General features: G+C 39.7%; 18 protein-coding genes. 8 read left to right on the top strand and 10 right to left on the bottom strand.

Going from position 1 to position 20,182, the window contains the following annotated elements:
* Nucleotides 1-84 precede the first annotated feature (84 nt).
* From AC07WY_RS20055 to AC07WY_RS20045, 3 genes are all read left to right on the top strand, one after another.
* On the top strand, nucleotides 85-879 hold the full coding sequence (locus AC07WY_RS20055; protein WP_262084846.1) for a thioesterase family protein: 795 nt from the start codon (nucleotides 85-87) through the stop codon (nucleotides 877-879).
* Nucleotides 880-984: 105 nt separating this feature from the next.
* A complete protein-coding gene (gene pgsA / locus AC07WY_RS20050; RefSeq protein WP_004718416.1) occupies nucleotides 985-1,572 on the top strand; it encodes a CDP-diacylglycerol--glycerol-3-phosphate 3-phosphatidyltransferase in 588 nt (195 codons plus the stop codon).
* A gap of 214 nt (nucleotides 1,573-1,786) precedes the next feature.
* Nucleotides 1,787-2,947, top strand: a complete 1,161-nt coding sequence (locus tag AC07WY_RS20045; RefSeq protein ID WP_262084847.1) for a hypothetical protein — start codon at nucleotides 1,787-1,789, stop codon at nucleotides 2,945-2,947.
* A gap of 103 nt (nucleotides 2,948-3,050) precedes the next feature.
* Here AC07WY_RS20045 and AC07WY_RS20040 read toward each other — a convergent pair whose 3' ends face one another.
* From AC07WY_RS20040 to AC07WY_RS20025, 4 genes are all read right to left on the bottom strand, one after another.
* Nucleotides 3,051-3,269: a hypothetical protein gene (locus tag AC07WY_RS20040; RefSeq protein WP_494736989.1), complete on the bottom strand. Its 219-nt coding sequence runs from the start codon at nucleotides 3,267-3,269 to the stop codon at nucleotides 3,051-3,053.
* A 188-nt stretch (nucleotides 3,270-3,457) separates the two neighbouring features.
* Nucleotides 3,458-4,087, bottom strand: a complete 630-nt coding sequence (blhA, locus tag AC07WY_RS20035; RefSeq protein ID WP_494736988.1) for a cell division protein BlhA — start codon at nucleotides 4,085-4,087, stop codon at nucleotides 3,458-3,460.
* 32 nt (nucleotides 4,088-4,119) lie between these two features.
* Nucleotides 4,120-4,527 carry a DNA polymerase III subunit chi gene (locus AC07WY_RS20030; RefSeq protein WP_151956265.1) on the bottom strand — a complete coding sequence of 136 codons (408 nt, stop codon included), beginning with the start codon at nucleotides 4,525-4,527 and terminating at the stop codon, nucleotides 4,120-4,122.
* Nucleotides 4,520-5,968, bottom strand: a complete 1,449-nt coding sequence (locus AC07WY_RS20025; protein ID WP_494736987.1) for a leucyl aminopeptidase — start codon at nucleotides 5,966-5,968, stop codon at nucleotides 4,520-4,522. The genes AC07WY_RS20030 and AC07WY_RS20025 overlap by 8 nt, the downstream gene beginning before the upstream one ends.
* A gap of 144 nt (nucleotides 5,969-6,112) precedes the next feature.
* On the opposite strand from AC07WY_RS20025, the gene lptF reads away from it, so the two are divergent.
* From lptF to AC07WY_RS20005, 4 genes are all read left to right on the top strand, one after another.
* Complete coding sequence (gene lptF / locus AC07WY_RS20020) at nucleotides 6,113-7,213, top strand: LPS export ABC transporter permease LptF (RefSeq protein ID WP_035371793.1); 1,101 nt, start codon at nucleotides 6,113-6,115, stop codon at nucleotides 7,211-7,213.
* Nucleotides 7,213-8,283 (top strand): LPS export ABC transporter permease LptG, encoded by a 1,071-nt coding sequence (gene lptG / locus AC07WY_RS20015; RefSeq protein ID WP_234623360.1) that lies wholly within the window; start codon nucleotides 7,213-7,215, stop codon nucleotides 8,281-8,283. Before lptF ends, lptG begins: the two co-directional genes overlap by 1 nt.
* A 154-nt stretch (nucleotides 8,284-8,437) precedes the next feature.
* Nucleotides 8,438-9,985: a 2,3-bisphosphoglycerate-independent phosphoglycerate mutase gene (gpmI, locus tag AC07WY_RS20010; protein WP_419335465.1), complete on the top strand. Its 1,548-nt coding sequence runs from the start codon at nucleotides 8,438-8,440 to the stop codon at nucleotides 9,983-9,985.
* 30 nt (nucleotides 9,986-10,015) lie between these two features.
* Entirely contained in the window at nucleotides 10,016-11,194 is a 1,179-nt protein-coding gene (locus tag AC07WY_RS20005; protein ID WP_004818558.1) for a S41 family peptidase, read from the top strand.
* Between the two features lie 205 nt (nucleotides 11,195-11,399).
* On the opposite strand, the gene AC07WY_RS20000 is transcribed toward AC07WY_RS20005, so the two are convergent.
* From AC07WY_RS20000 to gacA, 3 genes are read right to left on the bottom strand one after another with little or no spacing between them, the layout of a single operon-like run.
* A complete protein-coding gene (locus AC07WY_RS20000) occupies nucleotides 11,400-12,815 on the bottom strand; it encodes a sigma-54-dependent transcriptional regulator (protein WP_419335466.1) in 1,416 nt (471 codons plus the stop codon).
* A gap of 17 nt (nucleotides 12,816-12,832) precedes the next feature.
* Complete coding sequence (locus AC07WY_RS19995) at nucleotides 12,833-14,401, bottom strand: sensor histidine kinase (protein ID WP_239046605.1); 1,569 nt, start codon at nucleotides 14,399-14,401, stop codon at nucleotides 12,833-12,835.
* 36 nt (nucleotides 14,402-14,437) lie between these two features.
* Nucleotides 14,438-15,073 (bottom strand): response regulator transcription factor GacA, encoded by a 636-nt coding sequence (gene gacA / locus AC07WY_RS19990; RefSeq protein WP_004718392.1) that lies wholly within the window; start codon nucleotides 15,071-15,073, stop codon nucleotides 14,438-14,440.
* Nucleotides 15,074-15,305: 232 nt separating this feature from the next.
* Here gacA and pbpG point away from each other — a divergent pair, with 232 nt between their 5' ends.
* Nucleotides 15,306-16,361 carry a D-alanyl-D-alanine endopeptidase PBP7/8 gene (pbpG, locus tag AC07WY_RS19985; RefSeq protein ID WP_004718389.1) on the top strand — a complete coding sequence of 352 codons (1,056 nt, stop codon included), beginning with the start codon at nucleotides 15,306-15,308 and terminating at the stop codon, nucleotides 16,359-16,361.
* A gap of 281 nt (nucleotides 16,362-16,642) precedes the next feature.
* On the opposite strand, the gene thrC is transcribed toward pbpG, so the two are convergent.
* The 3 genes from thrC to AC07WY_RS19970 all read right to left on the bottom strand — a co-directional run bounded on the left by thrC (nucleotide 16,643) and on the right by AC07WY_RS19970 (nucleotide 20,160).
* Entirely contained in the window at nucleotides 16,643-17,782 is a 1,140-nt protein-coding gene (thrC, locus tag AC07WY_RS19980; RefSeq protein WP_004818568.1) for a threonine synthase, read from the bottom strand.
* A 135-nt stretch (nucleotides 17,783-17,917) separates the two neighbouring features.
* Nucleotides 17,918-19,222 carry a homoserine dehydrogenase gene (locus AC07WY_RS19975; RefSeq protein ID WP_004718385.1) on the bottom strand — a complete coding sequence of 435 codons (1,305 nt, stop codon included), beginning with the start codon at nucleotides 19,220-19,222 and terminating at the stop codon, nucleotides 17,918-17,920.
* 125 nt (nucleotides 19,223-19,347) lie between these two features.
* On the bottom strand, nucleotides 19,348-20,160 hold the full coding sequence (locus tag AC07WY_RS19970; protein WP_004818569.1) for a thioredoxin fold domain-containing protein: 813 nt from the start codon (nucleotides 20,158-20,160) through the stop codon (nucleotides 19,348-19,350).
* Nucleotides 20,161-20,182 lie beyond the last annotated feature (22 nt).

Genomic DNA, 20,182 nt, shown 5'->3' with positions numbered 1-20,182 from the left:
ACCATTGACGCATGAGTCACTGATCATTTTCATCTCACGTTAAATATGAAACAGTACAACAAAGATTGGAAAATTGGACGGATCATGTCATTAGAATCGCTATTTCAGCAGATTGAACAAGAAGAGTGGATTGATATTCCTCAAGGGTGGTTGCAGGGGCGCACCATCTTTGGTGGTCTTGTTGCAGGTATGTTGGTTTATAAAGCAATTGCAACTATTCATGATCCAGTTAAAAAGTTGTTAAGTTGTAGTGTCACTTTTGTTGGGCCTGTTGAAGAAACGCCAGTGAAATTGACTGCTGAAATTCTGAGACAGGGTAAGTCAGTTACCACAATTGAAGTCAGACTGTGGCAAAATGAAGCTGTGCAGAGTATTTTAATTGCAAGTTTTGGTAGCCAACGCGATTCTAAAATTCAAGTGTCTTTAGAGCCTCAAGCCCCTGATTTTCCGCCACTTGACCAGATTAATATTGTCCCTAAATATTTACCTTTTCCTGAGTGTGTAAAAAATTTCCAACTGGCATGGACTGAAGGGAATTATCCAATGTCAGGCAGTAAGCAGCCTGACTTCTCAGGTTGGTGTCGTTTTGACCCTGAGATACATGCCAATCGAGCAATGAATGTCTCAGATATCATGACCTTAATGGACGTTTGGCCTCCGGGTGTATTGCCAATGTTTAAACTGCCTGCGCCTGCAAGTACACTGACTTGGCAAGTAACGTTTATCCATCCTTTACAAAATCAGTTGAATGATTGGTTTAAGTATAAAGTGATTACAGACTTTGCTGAGCATGGATATGCAACAGAACATGCCTATCTTTGGGATGAACAAAATCGACTCATTGCGATTGCAAGACAGACGGTTACGGTATTTACCTAGTCGACAGTTTCATGTGAATCGTTTAAAGTACTAACGAAATAGAGCTTTACTCTAAATTATTATTTACCTTCATTCGGGTAAGTAGGGGACTCACTGGCGGTGTCTATGACTACAGGTCGTATCCTGAATATTCCAAATATCTTGACGCTTGCTCGAATCGCGTTAATTCCTGTTTTTTTAATTATTGCCTATTGGCCACCTGCAATTGGAGTGGCTGGACATACTGGTGGTATGACGCGTCATATTATCTTGACTGCAATTTTTGTTGTTGCAGCAGTCACAGATTGGTTTGATGGTTATCTGGCACGAACATTAAATCAAACCTCAGCTTTTGGACGTTTTTTAGATCCAGTTGCAGATAAATTAATGGTGGCAGCAGCATTGATTGTTTTAGTGCAATGGCAACCATCAATCACTATGGCATTTGCCGCAATTGTGATTATTTCACGTGAAATTACTGTTTCAGCACTACGTGAATGGATGGCTGAATTAGGTGCACGTACCAATGTGGCAGTCTCTACGGTGGGTAAATATAAAACAGCCTTTCAGATGATTGCAATCACGGTGTTTTTACTGAATTGGCAGCCGCTTGAAATACTGGCTTATGCCTTGTTATATACCGCGGTCATCTTGACACTCTGGTCGATGTTTATTTATTTAAAAGCAGCATGGCCTTATTTAAAACAGCCTTAATCTGCGCAATTGAATGCAATATACAGATCAAAGCCTTTCTCTCGTGAAAGGCTTTTTTTGTGCTTGAAAGTCAGTACAATGTAAAGATTGATGAACACAGATACAAATCGTTAAACATCATCTTGAGCTATATTGAAAATCAATCAAATTACAAGAAACACTGTAACTGGAATATTGAGAAACACGCCATTGCAGGTAAAATTAAGGAATACACATGGCAGCATTGCTTTATTTATCGAATCAAAATTTGTATTTATTGGATGGGAATAAAAGTATTACGGTTCCTTGCCAAGCCATTGACTTATATAAAAAGAATTTAGTTGAGATTCAACAACGTAAAGATTGGAAAACCAAAGGTACGGGCGCACAGTTCATGGGAGCATTGTCACAAAATGATGAGGTGGATTTAAACCATATTTTTCCCACAGATGTTGCTCTCACTGCTGATCATAAAATGATTTATACCGCTTGTTTGCAAGAAGGCACTTCGATCAATATCAAATCATTGACAGATTTACAAGAAACCGAAGGCTTAGTATTACGAAAGAATGATTTTGTGGTGCAGGACATGGCTTATGATGAATCTAAAAAGCGTTTAGCACTCTCCGTTCACACACAGGGCTATGAACGACATATTTGTATTCTGCCTTTAGACGCCAATCGAACACAGTATTTGACCGAAGGGGATTGTCAGGATTCAAATCCATGTTTTGATCCGCGAGATACCATGCAGTTATATTATGACTCATGTGGTTTAGCTTATGGTGAACACCGTATTGCCTATAGTCCCAAAGAAATTTTTCATTTGGATATGGGAACAGGCGATTTGCAAACAATCGCTTCAAATCCAAAATATGATTTCTTTAAACCAAAAATGGATGGGCAGGGCAATTTGTACTTTATTAAACGCCCGTATTCCCGTGATGGCGCTCATCAATCCCCGTTAACAACGTTTAAAGATATTATTTTTGCGCCTTTTAAAATTATTCGTGCGATTGTGGGGTGGTTGGATTTCTTTACTCAACGCTATACGGGTGAATCGTTAAAAACAACGTCTGGAAATAATCCAGCCAAATCGCAACAAAAGTCAGAAGAAGAGTTATTTGTTGAAGGTAATTTGATTAAGGCTCAGCAAAATTTAGAACGTAATCAGAAGGCGGGCGAAAAATATCCAGGGATGATTCCAAATTCTTGGGAGTTGATCAAGATGACAGCTTCTGGTGAGATGATTGTATTAAAAAAAGGCGTGATGAGTTTTGCTTTAAAAGACAATTCTATTTTTTATTCCAATGGAAAATATTTGGTTGAAATTGATCAAAACAACAATGAGACCTTACGGGTTGAAGCCAAGCTAATTTCAAAAATTATCTGTTGAGGTCTTGTGTTTCCACACTACATTTAAAATAAACCAAAGCTTAAATAAGACTTTGGTTTATTTGCGAACTTGTTTTGAGAAGGAGACAAAGTATCAGGCTTAATTAGTTTTTGATAATCGTCAAAGAGGTATGTTCAAAGCGCGATTTTAATTTGTCTGTATATGTTAGAGAGAATGCCCCTTTTTCAGATTCCCGAGAAAGAAATACTGAAAGTGACTGAAAATCTACACGGCTAATCAGTAAATCTTGTATAGAAACAGTCCATTTTTCACCTGAATGTAGTCGCGCAATTTGGTTCGAAATGTGGTTAAGCAGATCCATTTTATTCATCCTGATGCAAGTGATTGGAAATTTTTATCTTGAAAATAAAAACTCACTGAGTTGATCACTTAAAATATTTTTAACCTGTACACATAAGCGTTAAAGCCATCCGAGATGACTATCATGTGACATTAATATTGCATTTTCGTGACAAGTAAACTTGGACATCTGATTAAAATAAATAAACTTTATTTTTTCTCTGCAGAAAAATTCGAATTTGCCAAAATATATTCAATCTCTTCTTTTGCAGCAGTTTGTAGTTTGCTACGTAAAGCATTTAGGCTCTGTTCGATGAGCGTTTCTGCTTCTAACTCAAGACGTAGACGAACACTTTCCAACTCTGAAGTCATTTGTGCATCTGTGATGCGGAATTGCCCATTGGCATAATCTATTGCTGGATAATCAGGATTTTTAGTGTATTTTTCACTATATTCTGAAATTTCAATATCAATTTGTTGACGTAAATCTTGTAAGGTCAATTGTTGATGTTCAAACTGCTGAATTTCATCTTGTTGCAGTGCTAAATTATAGGCGTGCTGTAATGCTCGTTTTTCCGCTAAAGATTTTTCAAGTGCCAATTGTCTACGGATACGTGCTTCTTCAATCAGTTGGGCTTTTAGCTCAGCATAAGCGTGTTCAACTTGGAGTTGCGCCACTTGCATTTGGCGTTGGTCGTTACTTAGCCAGTCCTGTACATTTGTTTTAGGGCTGAGAAGGTCACAGATGCGGTTGAGGTCATCTACAAAAGTTTGGCGTACGCCTTCAGGCGTCTCTAACCAGCGCTTTTTAAAATCTTGACCGACATTTAATGCCACCACGCATCTCCTTGATATAAAATGAGAATAAAGAATTAAAGTTTAAATGTTTGAGGCGAAACACCCATTCGTCGATAAGCTTTATATTTCTCTCGACCAATTTGTTTTGCTGATTCAGCATTTTCAATAATTTCTATAATGTGACTAAATTGTGTCACTTGTTCAAGTGCTTGATTGTTAAAATTAAACACAATCCAGTCTAAAGACTCAGGTAATCTTGAAGAAATACAGATCGGTGCATCAATTTGATCAATTCCATGCGCAATAAAACTGGTCGGATCAAAACTCCATAAACGTTCATCCAGTTGTTGCTGCATTTCTATATCAGGGCAATGCAACCAAACTTTGGCTGCATTTCGTAAAATTTTACGACATAAACGACAGGCACTTTCGACCTGCCGTTCAGGGCTTTTTTCAAACAAATAAAAGCTAATTTTAGCCATTCTTTTGTACACGGTTGGCAATTAACTGCATCAACAATGGTACTGGGCGGCCTGTTGCACCTTTATTTGCACCAGAATTCCACGCTGTACCTGCAATGTCTAAGTGTGCCCAACGATAGTCACGGGTAAAGCGTTGTAAGAAACAGGCTGCTGTAACTGCACCAGCTTTTGGCCCGCCAATATTGGCAATATCTGCAAATGGCGAATCAAGTTGTTCTTGATAATCGTCATATACGGGCATACGCCATACACGGTCAAATGCAGTGTGTCCTGCTGCTGTAATTTCTTCTGCAAGTTCATCATCTGGTGTAAATAAACCTGAAACCACTGAACCTAAAGCCACCACACAAGCACCAGTCAGTGTTGCAATATCAATCACTACTGCAGGATTAAAGCGCTTAATATAGGTTAAGGTATCACAAAGGACTAAACGACCTTCGGCATCGGTATTCAGGATTTCAACCGTTTGACCACTCATGGTGGTTACAATATCACCAGGGCGAGTTGCATGGCCAGAAGGCATGTTTTCAGCAGCGGCAATTGCACCGACTACATGAATCGGGAGTTTTGCTTCACAAAGTGCACGAATCGTACCCAGCACAGATGCTGAACCACACATATCAAATTTCATTTCATCCATGCCTAAGCCTGGTTTTAATGAAATACCACCTGTATCAAAAGTCACACCTTTACCGACAAGCACGATCGGTGCTTGATCAGGATTGGCTTTATACTCAAGGGTAATCACTCGTCCCGGACGGTCAGAACCTTTACTTACTGCAAGGAAAGCATGCATACCTAGATCAGCAAGTTGTTGTTCTTCAAGTACCGTTACTTGTAAAAGCTCAGGGAATTCAGCTGCTAAAGCACGTGCTTGTTCTGCTAAATATTCAGGGAAGCAAATATTAGGAGGGCAGTTGCCTAAGTCACGAGCAAAGTTTTGCCCTTTTTGAACAGCTTCAATAAGCGTGATCTGCTCTGCACTCAGACTTGATTGCGTTGCAATAAATTCAATATTTTCTAAAGTAAATTCATTCTTCTTCGATTTGAATTCATCATAAGCATACGCAGCTTGCGTCAAATTTAAAGCAAATAGATAATGTAACTCAGACGGCAAAGCCGAAATATCAATGCTGATTTTTTGGAATTTTTTTTGTGAAGCTTTGATAATGGTTTGTGCGATTTTTGCTAATTTCGCGGCTTTAATTTCGGAGGCTTTATCTATGCCGACTAAAGTACATTGCGTAACTTGAGTTAGCTTTCCGATAAGTGGTAGAGTTTCGTTTAAACTTGCTTTGAATTGAGTGTCTTCAATTATGCTACTCAAATCATTGATTTTATATGTTTCTTGAGCTTGCTTAGCGTTTTCAGAATCCACCAGAATAAATAACGACTGGCTAGATGTAGACGCTGAAAATGACGTATTGATCGTAAGTTTCATGTGTTGTCTTTGTGCCTTTTGTACATTTCAAATCATTAAACCATTGAACCACTTCAAATGGTAGAATTTCAATCTAGTTTTATAATTTTAACTTCGGGTAAACTAGCGCTACATCACGATATTACCCTTATTTGGAAGATTAATTTGATTATTCGACGTTACCTTGTCAAACAAGTCGTTTCGACCTCTCTTGTGGTTGTCACATTATTGACAGTCATTATGATGGGTGGGCAATTGATTAAACGATTTGGTCAAGCTGCTATGGGGCGTGTAGATCCGAGTATTCTATTGAGTATTATCGGTTTTCGTTTACCTGAGTTTTTGACTTTAATTCTTCCTTTAGGTTTCTTTATTGGGTTGATGCTGGTTTTTGGTCGTTTGTATGTCGATCATGAAATGGCGGTACTGAACGGGAGTGGTATTAGCCGTATTCAAGTCGCCAGATTATTGATTCCACTGACCGTTATTTACTTGTGTGTACAAAGTGTCTTAATGATCTGGATGTCTCCATGGGGAATCCGTCAATATGAGCAACTGATCTCTACACAAGCGGTACGAACAGGCTTTGATTTAGTTCGGCCACGTGAGTTTATTTCTTCGGGGGCTTATACGATTTATGCAGGCTCTTTATCTGAAGATCGTAAAAATCTAAAAGATATTTTCTTTTATCAACGTGCTGAAAAAGAAGGCAAACCTGATGTCATGATTTTGGCAAAGGAAGCAACACGGATTGAAATTGCCAATGAAACTGCCAGCGTTGTCGATTTAGTTCAAGGCCGTCGTTATGAAATTTATCCTGGAACACCCAAATATAGTCAAACTGAATTCCAATCATATCGTTTGCGTTTAGAAAATAATAAAGAAGCCAAGTTTGAAAGTGATGAAGTCGAGGGGCTATCTTTTGGCAAATTGCTTGAAAATAGAAATGACCCCGTTGTGGCAAGTGAATTGGGATGGCGCTTATTTGTTCCATTTTCTATTATTGTCGCCTTAATGTTGGCAACCGCATTGTGTGAAGTCAGCCCAAGACAAGGTCGCTATCTCAAACTTTTTCCTGCATTATTGATTTTTGCCAGTTTAATTGTGGCACTTATGGCAATACGAACCCGTATCAGTAAGGATGAGGTGGGTGTTTGGGCATATCCTGCAGTGTTATTATTCTATGCTGTTGCTGCCGCTCTATTTTCAAGAAAGCAGAAATTAGCACCTAAGATTAAAAAGCAAATACAGCGAGTAAAATCATAATGTTAGCACGTAGAATTGTCGCAAAACATGTGACGAAAACCACCTTGCTCGCCATGTTAGGTGCGACCGCAGTCCTTGCTAGCTTACAGATTTTATTCACCTATTTGGGTGAGTTAAGTGATCTAAAACAAGGTTATACCGCTTGGAATGCACTGCAATATGTTTTATGGGGTGCACCTCGTTATTTGTATGAGATTCTTCCAATTGCTGCCTTGATCGGCGCTGTATTAGGTTTAGGCTCAATGGCTTCCAACAGTGAACTGATTGTGATGCGAGCAGCGGGTATTAGCCTATGGCGTATTGTTGGTTGGGTGATGCGTTCTGCGATGCTTTTGGTGGTGCTTTCATTTTTATTGACGCAATTTGTGATTCCTTATACCAACGAGCAAGCGAAAAGTGTTAAAAGCCATCGTAGTGTCGCGGCGCTTGGGGAAGTTAAAGGCTATTGGACACGTGAAGGGCAACGCTTTATTTATATTGATTATGCCAACTCGCAAGGGACGCTAAAACAAGTTCAAGTTGTCGATTTTGACGAAAATTATCGAATGAAATCATTGCTAAATTCGGAAGAAGGGCAGTTTTTCAAAGAGGGTCAATGGAATTTAAAAAACAGCGCCCAAGTCAATTTATTGGACAACGGTCAAGCTCAAGTTGTCAATAAAAACCAACAGGATTTAGCACTCGCATTGCAACCGAAATACGTGCATATGGTGACCATCAATCCTGAGGACTTAGCCCCTACGCAGTTGTTGAGTTTTATGCAATATATGCATGAATATAGCCAAGTACCGAAGACATATCTGTTGGCTTTCTGGAAAAATATTGGTTCACCATTTGCGTTACTTGCATTGGTGCTGATTGCCTGTTCATTTATTTTTGGGCCTTTGCGCCAACAATCGATGGGTTTTCGTTTAGTCATCGCATTATTTGTTGGTTTGGGCTTCTATTACATACAAGACTTCTTGGGCTATGCGAGTTTGGTCTATGCACCATCGCCAGCTTGGTTTGTATTTTTGCCAATTGTATTGATGTTTGGTATCGGCAGTTATTTGTTGTATAGAGCAAGATAATTTGATGAATCAATTGCTTAGATCGGTTGAATTTTAACTAGATTAGAAATTTAGATGATGGCAACCCGTTTTTGCCATAGTCATAGCATAGAGTCTGCCGTAAAAAAACGGTAAGATGTAACGATTAATTTGTAAACAGTAAAGAGTGTAAATCATGACGGATGCAACTGCTGGCAAAATCCCTCACGTTCTAGTGATTATGGATGGTGTGGGTCATCGTGAAGCGGTCGAAGATAATGCGTTTTTAGCAGCAAAAACGCCAAATCTAACCATGATGCAAGAAAAGCATCCGCATAGTTTAATTTCAGGTTCAGGTGAAGATGTGGGTTTGCCAGATGGGCAAATGGGTAACTCAGAAGTGGGGCATATGAACTTGGGTGCAGGTCGTGTGCTATATCAAGATTTTACCCGTATCACCAAAGACATTCGTACCGGCGATTTTTTCGAGCATGAAGTTCTGATTGATGCGGTAGAAAAAGCCAAAGCGGCAAATGGTGCATTACACATCATGGGGCTGTTGTCAGAGGGTGGTGTCCACTCCCATCAAGATCATATTATTGCGATGTGTGAGCTTGCTTTGAAACGTGGGGCAAAAGTCTATTTACATGCGTTCTTAGATGGTCGTGATACGCCACCACGCAGTGCAAAACCTTCTTTAGAAAAACTCGATGCTGTATTTGCACAATATCCAAATCAAGGCCGTATTGCCACGATGATTGGACGTTACTTTGCCATGGATCGTGATAATCGTTGGGATCGTGTGGAACAAGCTTACCGTCTGATGACTGAAGGAGAAGCTTTACGTGTTGTTGATTCAGCAGTTGAAGGCTTAGAGCAAGCTTATTCAACCAATGAAAATGATGAATTTGTTAAAGCAACCCGTATTGGTGAAATCGCAAAAATCCAAGATGGCGACAGTGTGGTCTTTATGAATTTCCGTGCTGATCGTGCACGTGAAATTACCAAAGCATTTGTAGAGCAAGACTTTGCAGGTTTTGAGCGTAAAGTGGTACCACATCTATCCAAATTTGTGATGTTAACGCGTTATCAAGCGACGATCGATGCACCAGTGGCATATATGCCAGAAGGTTTAAAAAATTCAATTGGTGAATACTTATCTTCTTTAGGCAAAACGCAGTTACGTATTGCAGAAACAGAAAAATATGCCCATGTGACTTTCTTCTTTAGCGGTGGCCGTGAAGATGAATATCCAGGTGAAAAACGGATTTTAATCCCATCACCGAAAGTGGCGACTTATGATCTACAGCCAGAAATGAGCGCGCCAGAAGTTACCGACAAGCTGGTTGATGCGATCAATTCAGGTGAGTTTGACCTTTTGGTGGTGAACTATGCCAATGGCGATATGGTGGGTCATACTGGCGTGTTTGATGCAGCTGTGAAAGCAGTTGAAGCGGTTGATACAAGCCTTGGTCGTTTATATGAAGCTGTAATGGCAAAGCATGGTCACATGCTGATTACCGCTGATCATGGTAATGTCGAGCAAATGCAGGATTATGTGAGTGGTCAAGTCCATACACAGCATACCACTGAACTTGTACCTTTCATTTATGTTGGACCAACCTCAGCGACGATTGCTGAAGGTGGAGTTTTAGCAGATGTTGCACCGACTATTTTAAGTTTAATGCATCTCCCTGTACCGACAGAAATGCAAGGCCGTAATTTAATTACATTGAAAGCATAAAATTATCTCTATTAAAAACTAGGTGCGTGAATGGCTCAAGCTTGGAAATATATTGCTGTATTAACAGGATTGTTGGCCTGTGGAAGCCATTCAGTTTGGGCAGCAGAAAATGCTGCCGCACTTGATTTTGATGGTGATGTCGAAGAAAGTATTGCCGAAGTGCCCATTGAATCGATTGAGCAATTTGTACAAATCTACGGCATCGTCAAAGACAACTATGTTCAGGAAAAACCAGATGATGTTCTGTTTTTACAGGCAATCAAAGGGCTGGTGGGTGGTTTAGATCGTTATTCACGTTATCTAAGTCCTGAAGAATATAAACAGCTGATGCAATACACGGAAAGTGACCTTGCGACTGCTGACTTTGAATTGGCTTTTGATAGTCATATTCATCAATGGAAAGTGAAGAATTTACGCGATAATTCAGATTCATTTAAACTCGGTTTAAAAAATGGCTTCACTATTTTTAAAATTGAAAATCAAGAACTTAAAAATTTAAATGCTCAGCAAGTCGAAGATTTATTACATGGCTCAATTGGTTCAACTTTTCAGTTGCAACTCAATGAAAAAAGCCCAGCCATCACAGTGGTCAGAAATCGCAAATTAGAAGTGGCAGATATAGAGCCGATTATGTTGCATAATCAGGTTTTAGTTCTTAAAGTCAAAGTTTTTCAACAAGATACGGCCAATGAAATTAAACGTTTAATCGAAGAATACAGCACTCAAAAAGTAAAAGCCGTGCTATTCGACTTGCGCAATAATCCTGGTGGTTTACTTTCCGCTGCTGTTGAAACGGCTGATCTGTTTTTAACTCAGGGAACGATTGTTTCGACCAAAAGTCGTTCAGAAGGCAATCAACAATTCCAAGCCTTACCGGGTGATGAGTCGTCTAATACCAAATTAGGTATTTTGATTAATGGTCGTTCAGCATCTGCTGCAGAAGTCTTTACAGCTGCAATGAAAGAGCATCAACGTGCTTGGGTCATTGGTGAAAAAAGCTATGGCAAAGGCGTTGTACAGAAATTATTTCCATTGCCAAATGGCGCTGCATTACAAATGACGGTTTCGCATTATTATACGCCTAATGGCAATATGATTGATGGGCAGGGTATTCGCCCTAATTTGGAATATCCATGGGCTTTGGATCAAAAAGAAGAAACCTATTTAAATAATGTTGCTGATCAATTATTAAAACATCGAGATAGATAAAGTTGAATGCTGAGAAGTGAATTTATAACACTGTAGCCGTTTTATGCTGCTATATCTGACATTCGGCAGTTAAATCATATTGTGGGCAAGGGGGCGTTCTACCCCCCTACCCAACGATGACATTTATGTCACTACGCTATATATAAAACCGTACAAAAAACAAAAACGCTTGAGTTGATATTATGATGAAGAATGGAGGCTACTTTTATTCATCATCATCGGTATCTAAACCAAACTTTTTCAAACGGTAGCGTAAAGAACGAAACGTCATGCCCAATTTCTTCGCAGCTAAAGTACGGTTCCAATGGGTTTGATTTAATGCAGATAACAGCACTTCTTTTTCAACCTTTTCCAAATATTGCTCTAAACCTTCTTCTGGAATGTTTTGTGCTTTATTCGGCATGACGATAGGCAAGGCTTTACTTTGTATCAGATCATGCTGTTCGACTTTGTGGATACCACGATGTGGAGCTGGTTGTAGTTGTTGAATATCAATATAGTCTTCATCACTCATGGTAATGGCTTTTTCAATGATATTGCGTAATTCACGAACATTGCCTGAGTAATGTTGTTGCAAAAGAAAAGCTTTGGCTTGTTCAGTGAAAGACTTGGTTGAAATACGCCACTCTGTACAAATTTGCTGAAGAAAATGATTGGCTAAAATTAGAATATCACAATCACGTTCGCGCAATGGCGGGAGCACAATATCCATCACATGAATTCTAAAGAACAGATCATGGCGGAATTTGCCTTGTTCAACGAATGCTTCAATGTCTTGATGTGTCGCACTGATAATACGAAAATCAACTTCGATTTCGGTATCACTACCTAGAGGACGAATTTTCTTTTCTTGCAATGCCCGTAACAGTTTGGCTTGCATCGCCAATGACAGTTCTGCAATTTCATCTAAAAACAGGGTACCACCATTGGCAGCTTGAATAAGGCCCTGTTTGTCTTGAGTTGCACCTGAAAAGCAGCCTTTTTTATGTCCAAATAGCTCACTCTCCATCAACTCTTCAGAAATTGCACCACAATTAATCGCAACAAAAGGGCTATCACTGCGGTTGCTGAGTAGATGGATGAGGTTGGCAACAACCTCTTTGCCTGTTCCAGATTCACCCGTGATAAATACGGGTGCTTGTGAACGAGCAATTTTTTTAATCGATTCTCTTAACTTACGAATCACCTGTGAATCACCGATGAGCATTGATTCCTCAAGCGGCGCATCGCTGATCGTTTCTCTTAACTGTGGTACATGCAAAGCTTTTTGTAAAAGCTGTTGCAGATGTAATTGGTTAATCGGTTTGCTGACAAAATCAAAAGCGCCTGCTTTCAGCGAGGCAATCGCAATTTCCATATTTCCATATGCAGTTAAGACTGCAATAGGCGTTTTAGGATAATGCTGCGATACATGTTTAACCAAATCTAAACCACTGCCATCAGGGAGGTTTAAATCGGTAATACAGGCATCATATTTATATTCACTAAAAAAATATTTGGCTTGTTGTAAATGGTGTGCCATATGCGTTTTGATGCCCATCCGAGAAAGGCTCATTTGCATTAACATACATAAATCTTGTTCATCATCTACAAGTAAAACCAATGGTTGTCGTGTAGTCATATCCCCAAAAACCTAATCTAATCCATGAGTGGGCATTCGATACGGAAGCACGCCCCTTGTTGTTTTTGCTCTACGTAAATTAGTTTCGCTTGATTCGCTTCGCATATCGTCTGCGATAGGTACAATCCTAAACCAGTTCCATTGATTTCGGTACTAAAAAATGGCTGAAATAATTGCGAAAGATCTTGTTTTGTGACGCCTTTCCCATAATCAATCACATCGATATATACGTGTGATTCATTTTTAAACGTTTGCACTAAAATGTGCTCAGCATTTTGATCATTGTGACGTAATGCATTACGCACTAAATTGATTAAAACTTGTCGAAGATGAGAATCATCAAAATAAATCCAAACATCAGATTGGACCTCTAATTTGATTTTTTCCTGAGCATCCCCTAGATCATGGCGTAATAAGTCATCAACAAATTCTTGAAAATTAATTTTCGATGTATGGGTCTTTTTATTTTTTGCCATATCCAAGGTATCTTTAATAATATTATTGATACGGATGGTCTGCTTGGTAATCATTTGATTTAAAATGGTTTGTTGTTCTGGGTCACTGCTGATAAAGAGATCATTGGCCTGCGCAATAGCAGCAAGTGGGTTGCGAATTTCATGGGCAATACTGGCGGACAATTGACCAAGTGCGGCAAGTTTGAGTTGTTGTACCTTTTGATTAATTTTTTGTGCATCTTCGAGGACCAAAAGCGTGAGTGCTTGATGCGGAACAATCAATTTTTGTACGCGAATATCGACCGTATACGAGGACTGATGCGATTCAAATTGGAAGCGTTCTCCATCACGTAACATGGCATCTTTTAAGATTTCATATAAGTCCGGTTGAAAGCTGGATAAATGATATTGCTCATGTGCGTAAAGTGGTGAAATACCCAAAAGCAAACAGGCGGCAGGGTTACTGACAATAATTTTGCACTTTTCATCGAGCACCAAATAACCCACTTCAATCTGTTCTAAAATATAGCGGTTAATGTTCTGTAACTTAAATAATTCAAGAGATTGGTAGGTATTTAACGACTCCAAAACTTGGAAGCGATTAATTGCAATCTGTCCAATGCCATAGACCATAAAAAATAAAAAAGCCAATAAGGCACTGTTACTAATATTATTTAAATTTGAAAAATCGAAGAAGCTGCCTAAAAACTGTTGGTAAATAATCGCAATCACAGAAACCAGTGTTACGAATAGTGCTTTATTTTTACTCAGCAGAAAATTTGCGGTAAAAACGGCAATCACGAACAAAATACTGATGGCTAAATTTGGCCCATTGAGGGCAAATACCAAGGTACTCAGAAAGGGAATATCAACAATAAAAAAACCAATAAATTGTCGTCCAACCCCATGCGGGTAGAACTTGAGCAGCATCATTTGTAATGCTGCAATCAGCGTAAATGCGGTTAGAGAATAAAAATATAAGCTGGGATATTGGTAATGTACGGGTTGATGTTCAAGGGTAATCAGAAAAATAATGACTAAGCAAAAGGCAATAACCAATCTATACCCTGAATACAGTGTGCCTAGACGGTAAATTGTTTGATAAATGGGAACCGTTACCGTAGGCGACATAAATCGTACTCAAGATAAATTATTGTTTTAATCAATTTATGGCTTAATTAGACCATAACGTATCGCAAGGTGAGTGAGTTTTACATCACTATCAAGTCCTAATTTTTCAAAGATACGATAACGATAAGTATTGACTGTTTTTACACTGACAAAGAGTTTGTCAGAAATTTCTTGTGCACTGACACAATTTACCACCATCATGGCAACTTGCATTTCACGTTCTGACAGCGCGTCAAAAGGTGAGGTTTGTGTATCTGATAAATAAGAGCTTGCAAGTTGTTCGGCAATATCGGCACTAAAATACTTACCGCCTTGCATGACTTTTTTGATTGCGCGAACCATTTCAGTGATCGGCGCGCCCTTGGTAATGTAACCACGAGCTCCAGCTTTTAATAATAACGATGGATAGGGTTCTTCAGCCAAACCACTCACAGCGAGTACTTTGGTATCAGGTGCGGTTTGTAACAAACGACGGGTAGTTTCTACACCACCAATTCCAGGCATGTTGACATCCAATAAAACCACATTGGGATGTTGTTGCCTTACAATCGTAATTGCTTCTTCACCAGATTCTGCTTGTCCAATGACTTGAATATCGGTCTGATCTTCTAACATTCTGCAGATGCCGGTTCTTACTAATTCATGGTCATCTACCACTAAAACAGTAATCACTTACACCTCCTTAAATTTCTCAATATCGACATTTTTGTTACATAAAGCAAAAAAGACTTGCAAAGACATAACAAAATTGGCAATCCTATTCCTAATATCCATTCAATATTTACGCATAATACGGCGTGATTGAAATATTTGTTTTAATATAGTCACGTTTGAGTGTAAATGTAAGTCATATTTGAGGTAATTAGCAAGTTTGTGAATACCTCCTTGAGGTGAGTAAGTTATCGTGAAAAAACCAAAAAAAACGTTAATGCATGTGCTGAGTTTGTCAGTACTACTCAGTTTGAGTTCTACCGGTTTTGCTGAAATCATTATGAACTCATCGGGGGGGAGCGGACAAGCAACTGTAAATTGGTCTTCTTCAGATGCCAGCCAGTTACTCAATGGTGACTCTCTGGATGATGATGGCGAGGATATTTCTCCAAAAGGCTCAACCACTTTAACCACAACAATTCGTGCATCAAATGCTGCACCAACAACATTAACCAATAAGTCTGTACAGATTTATGACACTAATACCTATAACAGCCAACCATCGGTAAATGCACGTGCTGCGTTGGTAATGGATGCAAAAACAGGTGAAGTCCTGTTTAGTAAAAATACTAATATGGCGTTGCCTATCGCATCAATTACCAAGTTGATGACAGCGGTGATTACCGCAGATGCCCGTCTAAATATGTCTGAAGACATCACCTTGCAACAAATCGATTTTGCGGGTGCTGGTGGTAAGAATTCAAGTTCAACTTTAAAAGTTGGCGATACCATGAATCGTGCTGAAATGTTACTTGTGGCATTGATGAAATCTGAAAATCCAGCTGCAGCGGCTTTAGCACGTACTTACCCAGGTGGTCGCCAAGCGTTTTTTGCTGCAATGAATTCAAAAGCACGACAATTGGGCATGAACTCAACCCATTATGTTGAATCTACTGGTTTAGATCCACGTAATGTTTCTTCTGCTCGAGATTTGGGGATTTTAGTCAGTGCTGCATCGCAATATGGCTTGATCCGTCAATTTTCAACAACAGCACACTATGACTTTAATTTAGGTTATCGCGTGTTGAAATCAAACAATACCAATGCCTTAGTACGTAATGGCGGCTGGAATATTAATATTTCTAAAACGGGTTATATCAATGAAGCAGGGCGTTGCGTGGTTATGCACACCACTGTAAATAGTCGTCCAGCTGTGGTGGTGTTATTAGGTGCAAGTTCTTCTCAGGCACGTACCAATGATGCAACTAATTTATTAAACTGGGTCAGTAATTTACCGAAACGTATCTAATCAGTTTTTCACGGCACTTAACCAGCCACATCACAAAAAGCTCTTCAATATGAAGGGCTTTTTTTATGCTTAAATTAAGCATAAAAAATAGATTATGAGATGTGTAAATCTGGTGTTTGGGTAGCACTTTTTCAAATCGTGCTGACAAAGCAATTGATATATAGTGCAAGAGTGAATCAGATCTAAATTATGACCAATATGAAGAAGAAGAATAATGTTGAGCTTGAGCAAATAAAAAAACCAGTTGCGCACAACTGGTTTTTTTATATGTGAATGCGTTATTACATATTTGAAAGAATAGAGTCTTTCACTTGATTCATTGTTGCATCAATAGACAGCATCACTGCATCTTCACATTGTTTAATTGCAGTATCAGGATCTTTTAGACCATTACCTGTCACAGTACATACAATCACAGAACCTTCAGCAATTTTACCTGCTTTGATATCACGAATTGCACCACCGATAGATGCCGCAGAAGCAGGTTCAACAAATACACCTTCATACATAGAAAGCAAACGTTGTGCTTCTAAAATTTCAGCATCAGTCAATTCATCAAACCAGCCATTTGAGTCACGAACGACCGCTTTGGCATGATTAAAGCTTTGAGGATTACCAATACGAATTGCTGTTGCAACTGTTTCTGGGTTTTCAACAGGACCACCACGTAAGAACGGTGCAGCACCAGAAGCTTGATAACCAACCATGATTGGGCGACCTTCAGGGTTTGGACCTGTAAACTTATCTGTTGCAGGGTCATAAACCACTTGTTCAAATGCTTCAACAGGTTGATTCGCAACTGCTTCGGTATAACCCATCCAATGCGCAGTGATATTACCCGCATTACCAACAGGTAAGCAGTGGTAGTCAGGCGCACGACCTAACGCTTCTACGATTTCATAAGCAATGGTCTTTTGACCTTGTAAGCGGTATGGGTTGATTGAGTTAACAATCGTTACCGGTGCTTGGTCTGCAACTTCTTTAACCAAACGCATGCCGTCATCGAAGTTGCCGCGAATTTGCATAGTGATTGCACCATACATCATCGCTTGTGCCATTTTACCCATGGCAATTTTGCCTTCTGGGATTAACACAAATGCTTTGATACCCGCACGAGCAGCATATGCAGCAGCAGCAGCAGAGGTATTGCCTGTAGATGCACAGATAATCGCCTTAGAGCCTTCTTCTACCGCTTTGGTCACTGCCATGGTCATGCCACGGTCTTTAAACGAACCTGTCGGGTTTAAACCTTCATACTTCACATAAATTTCAACATTCTTACCAATAATACCGGGAATATTGTCTAATTTAATGAGAGGCGTATTACCTTCATTTAAAGAAATAGCACGTGTAGTTTTCGATACTGGTAAGCGGTCACGATAGCGATCAACAAGTCCTGTATAGCGATTGGCATTAGACATGATGGTGTTCCAATTGTGTGTAGAGCAAATAAGATATTCTTTTAACCTCTAAGCCTCTACTCGGAGAGGCTGCGCCATTCATTGAATGGCGCTTTGCAGGGTATTGCTGCAAATTTAGAGGAGTTTAAAACCCGATTAGTTATCGAGCAATTCTAAACGAATTCGTACGATTTCGCCATGGATAGCAGGTAAGGCTTGAATTTGTGCAATCGCTTCATTCATTTTCGATTCGACGATCGGATCAGTCAAAATCACGATAGGAATCAGATCTTTTAAGCGAGGTTGCTGCATGATGGCATCAATACTGATCCCCGTGCGACTTAAAATTGTTGTTACATCTGCGAGTACACCAGTTTGGTCTTCAGCATTTAAACGCAAATAATAACCTGTGGTCATCTCATCACTCGATAAGATATGCAAGTCGGAAAGAGCTTCAAAGGCAAGCTGAGGAATAGTACCTGAACCATCTTCTGTGTAAATGATATCACGGACAATATCAACCACATCCGCCACAACCGCAGAAGCAGTAGGGCCTGCGCCTGCACCTGCGCCATAATACAATGTAGGACCAACTGCATTGGCTTGAACCAGAACAGCATTCTTCACGCCATTTACATTGGCAAGAAGTTCTTCTTCTGGAATTAGGGTTGGGTGTACACGAAGTTCGATGCCTTTGCTAGAACGACGTGCAATACCCAAGTGTTTGATCTTATAGCCAAGCTCTTCAGCATATTTCACATCTTGTGCGGTGATCTTGGTAATACCTTCGGTATAAACTTTATCGAACTGTAAAGGAATACCAAAGGCACATGATGCAAGAATAGTCAGCTTATGCGCAGCATCAATCCCTTCAACATCAAACGTTGGATCTGCTTCGGCATAACCAAGTTCTTGCGCTTCTTTGAGTACGTCCGCAAAGGCACGACCTTTTTCACTCATTTCAGTCAGAATGAAATTGCCTGTACCATTGATGATACCGGCCAGCCATTCAATTTTATTGGCTGCTAGGCCTTCACGAATGACCTTGATAATTGGAATACCACCGGCAACCGCTGCTTCAAAGGCAACTTGTACGTGGTGATCATCAGCCGCTTTAAACAGCTCATTTCCATGTTCTGCCAGTAAGGCTTTGTTTGCCGTTACCACTTGTTTGCCATGTTTTATGGCTTCCATCATGACTTCATAAGCAGGGTGGATACCGCCCATGACTTCAACGACAACATCAACATCAGGCTGGCGGACGATATCTAGCAGGTCGGCGCTCTGTTTAATGCTTGCTGGTAAATTTAGATCTGGACGTGGACGACGCGTACCTACGTGGGTAATTTCAATTTCTCGGCCGGTGCGACGTCTAATTTCAGCAGCGTTTTCTTGTAGTAGTTTAAGGGCACCACCGCCTACGGTTCCAAGACCGAGTATTGCCAGACGAACTGGTTTCACGTCACACTCCAATTATGTATATAAATTATATTAAGCTTAGATCATAGCTAAAAAATGCGCCAGACTCTAGAGTCTGACGCATCTTTATATTGAGCTATAAATAATAGTAAATTTACTGATAAAAATTATTTATTTAAACGGCTTTCAATTTCGTCAGCAGTCATATAACCGCCCAGATATTCACCCTCTGCATTGTAGATTGCAGGGGTACCATTTACACCCATTTTTAGACCTAAAGCATATAGGTCACGAACTGGATTTTTACAGCTTGCTGGCGGAAGTGCAGTACCGGCAATGGCTTGATTAAATGCAGCACTACGGTCTGCACTACACCAGATACTTTCCATCGTCGGTATAAATTGTTCGCCACGTGGCCATGCGATATAACGTATTTCAATACCTTTAGCCGTGATTTCACTGATATGTTCATGAAGTTTATGGCAATAAGGACAGCTTGCATCAGTAAATACATAGATGACATGTTTAACCTTGCCTTGCGCAGGGTAAACCAACAGGTCCTTAATATTTAACTCAGCAAGATATTTCTTGTTTTCTGCAGCTTGTATTTTGTCACCAATGCTACTGAGTTTATCACCACCTAAACGGATCACATCGCCTTGGATCAGGAATTTACCATCAGATGTTGCATAGACTGAGCTCATGCCTTCCATACTGATCCAATAAAGATTTGGCATTTCAGTCGGTTTAGCATCTAAAATTTTGGCTTTAACACCAGCCTTTTTGAAATTGGCTTGTAATGTTTGGATTAGACGTTGTTTTGCATCACGCTCAGTTAAATTCGATGCCTCACCTGTTGCAGGTGCTGTCGCAGTTAAAGTGTCATCTTTTTTTGAGTCTGGATTCTTTGAACAAGCACTCACTGCCATCGTGCTTGCAATAAGACAAGCCAACATCAATTTTGAACGATTCAATTGCATAAATAACTCTTTATGTTTCTTC

The sequence above is a fragment of the Acinetobacter sp. GW821-FHT01C12 genome, assembly GCF_059422625.1.
The sequence above is the reverse complement of the archived record's forward strand: the minus strand, read 5'-3'. Positions and strand labels throughout refer to the sequence as shown.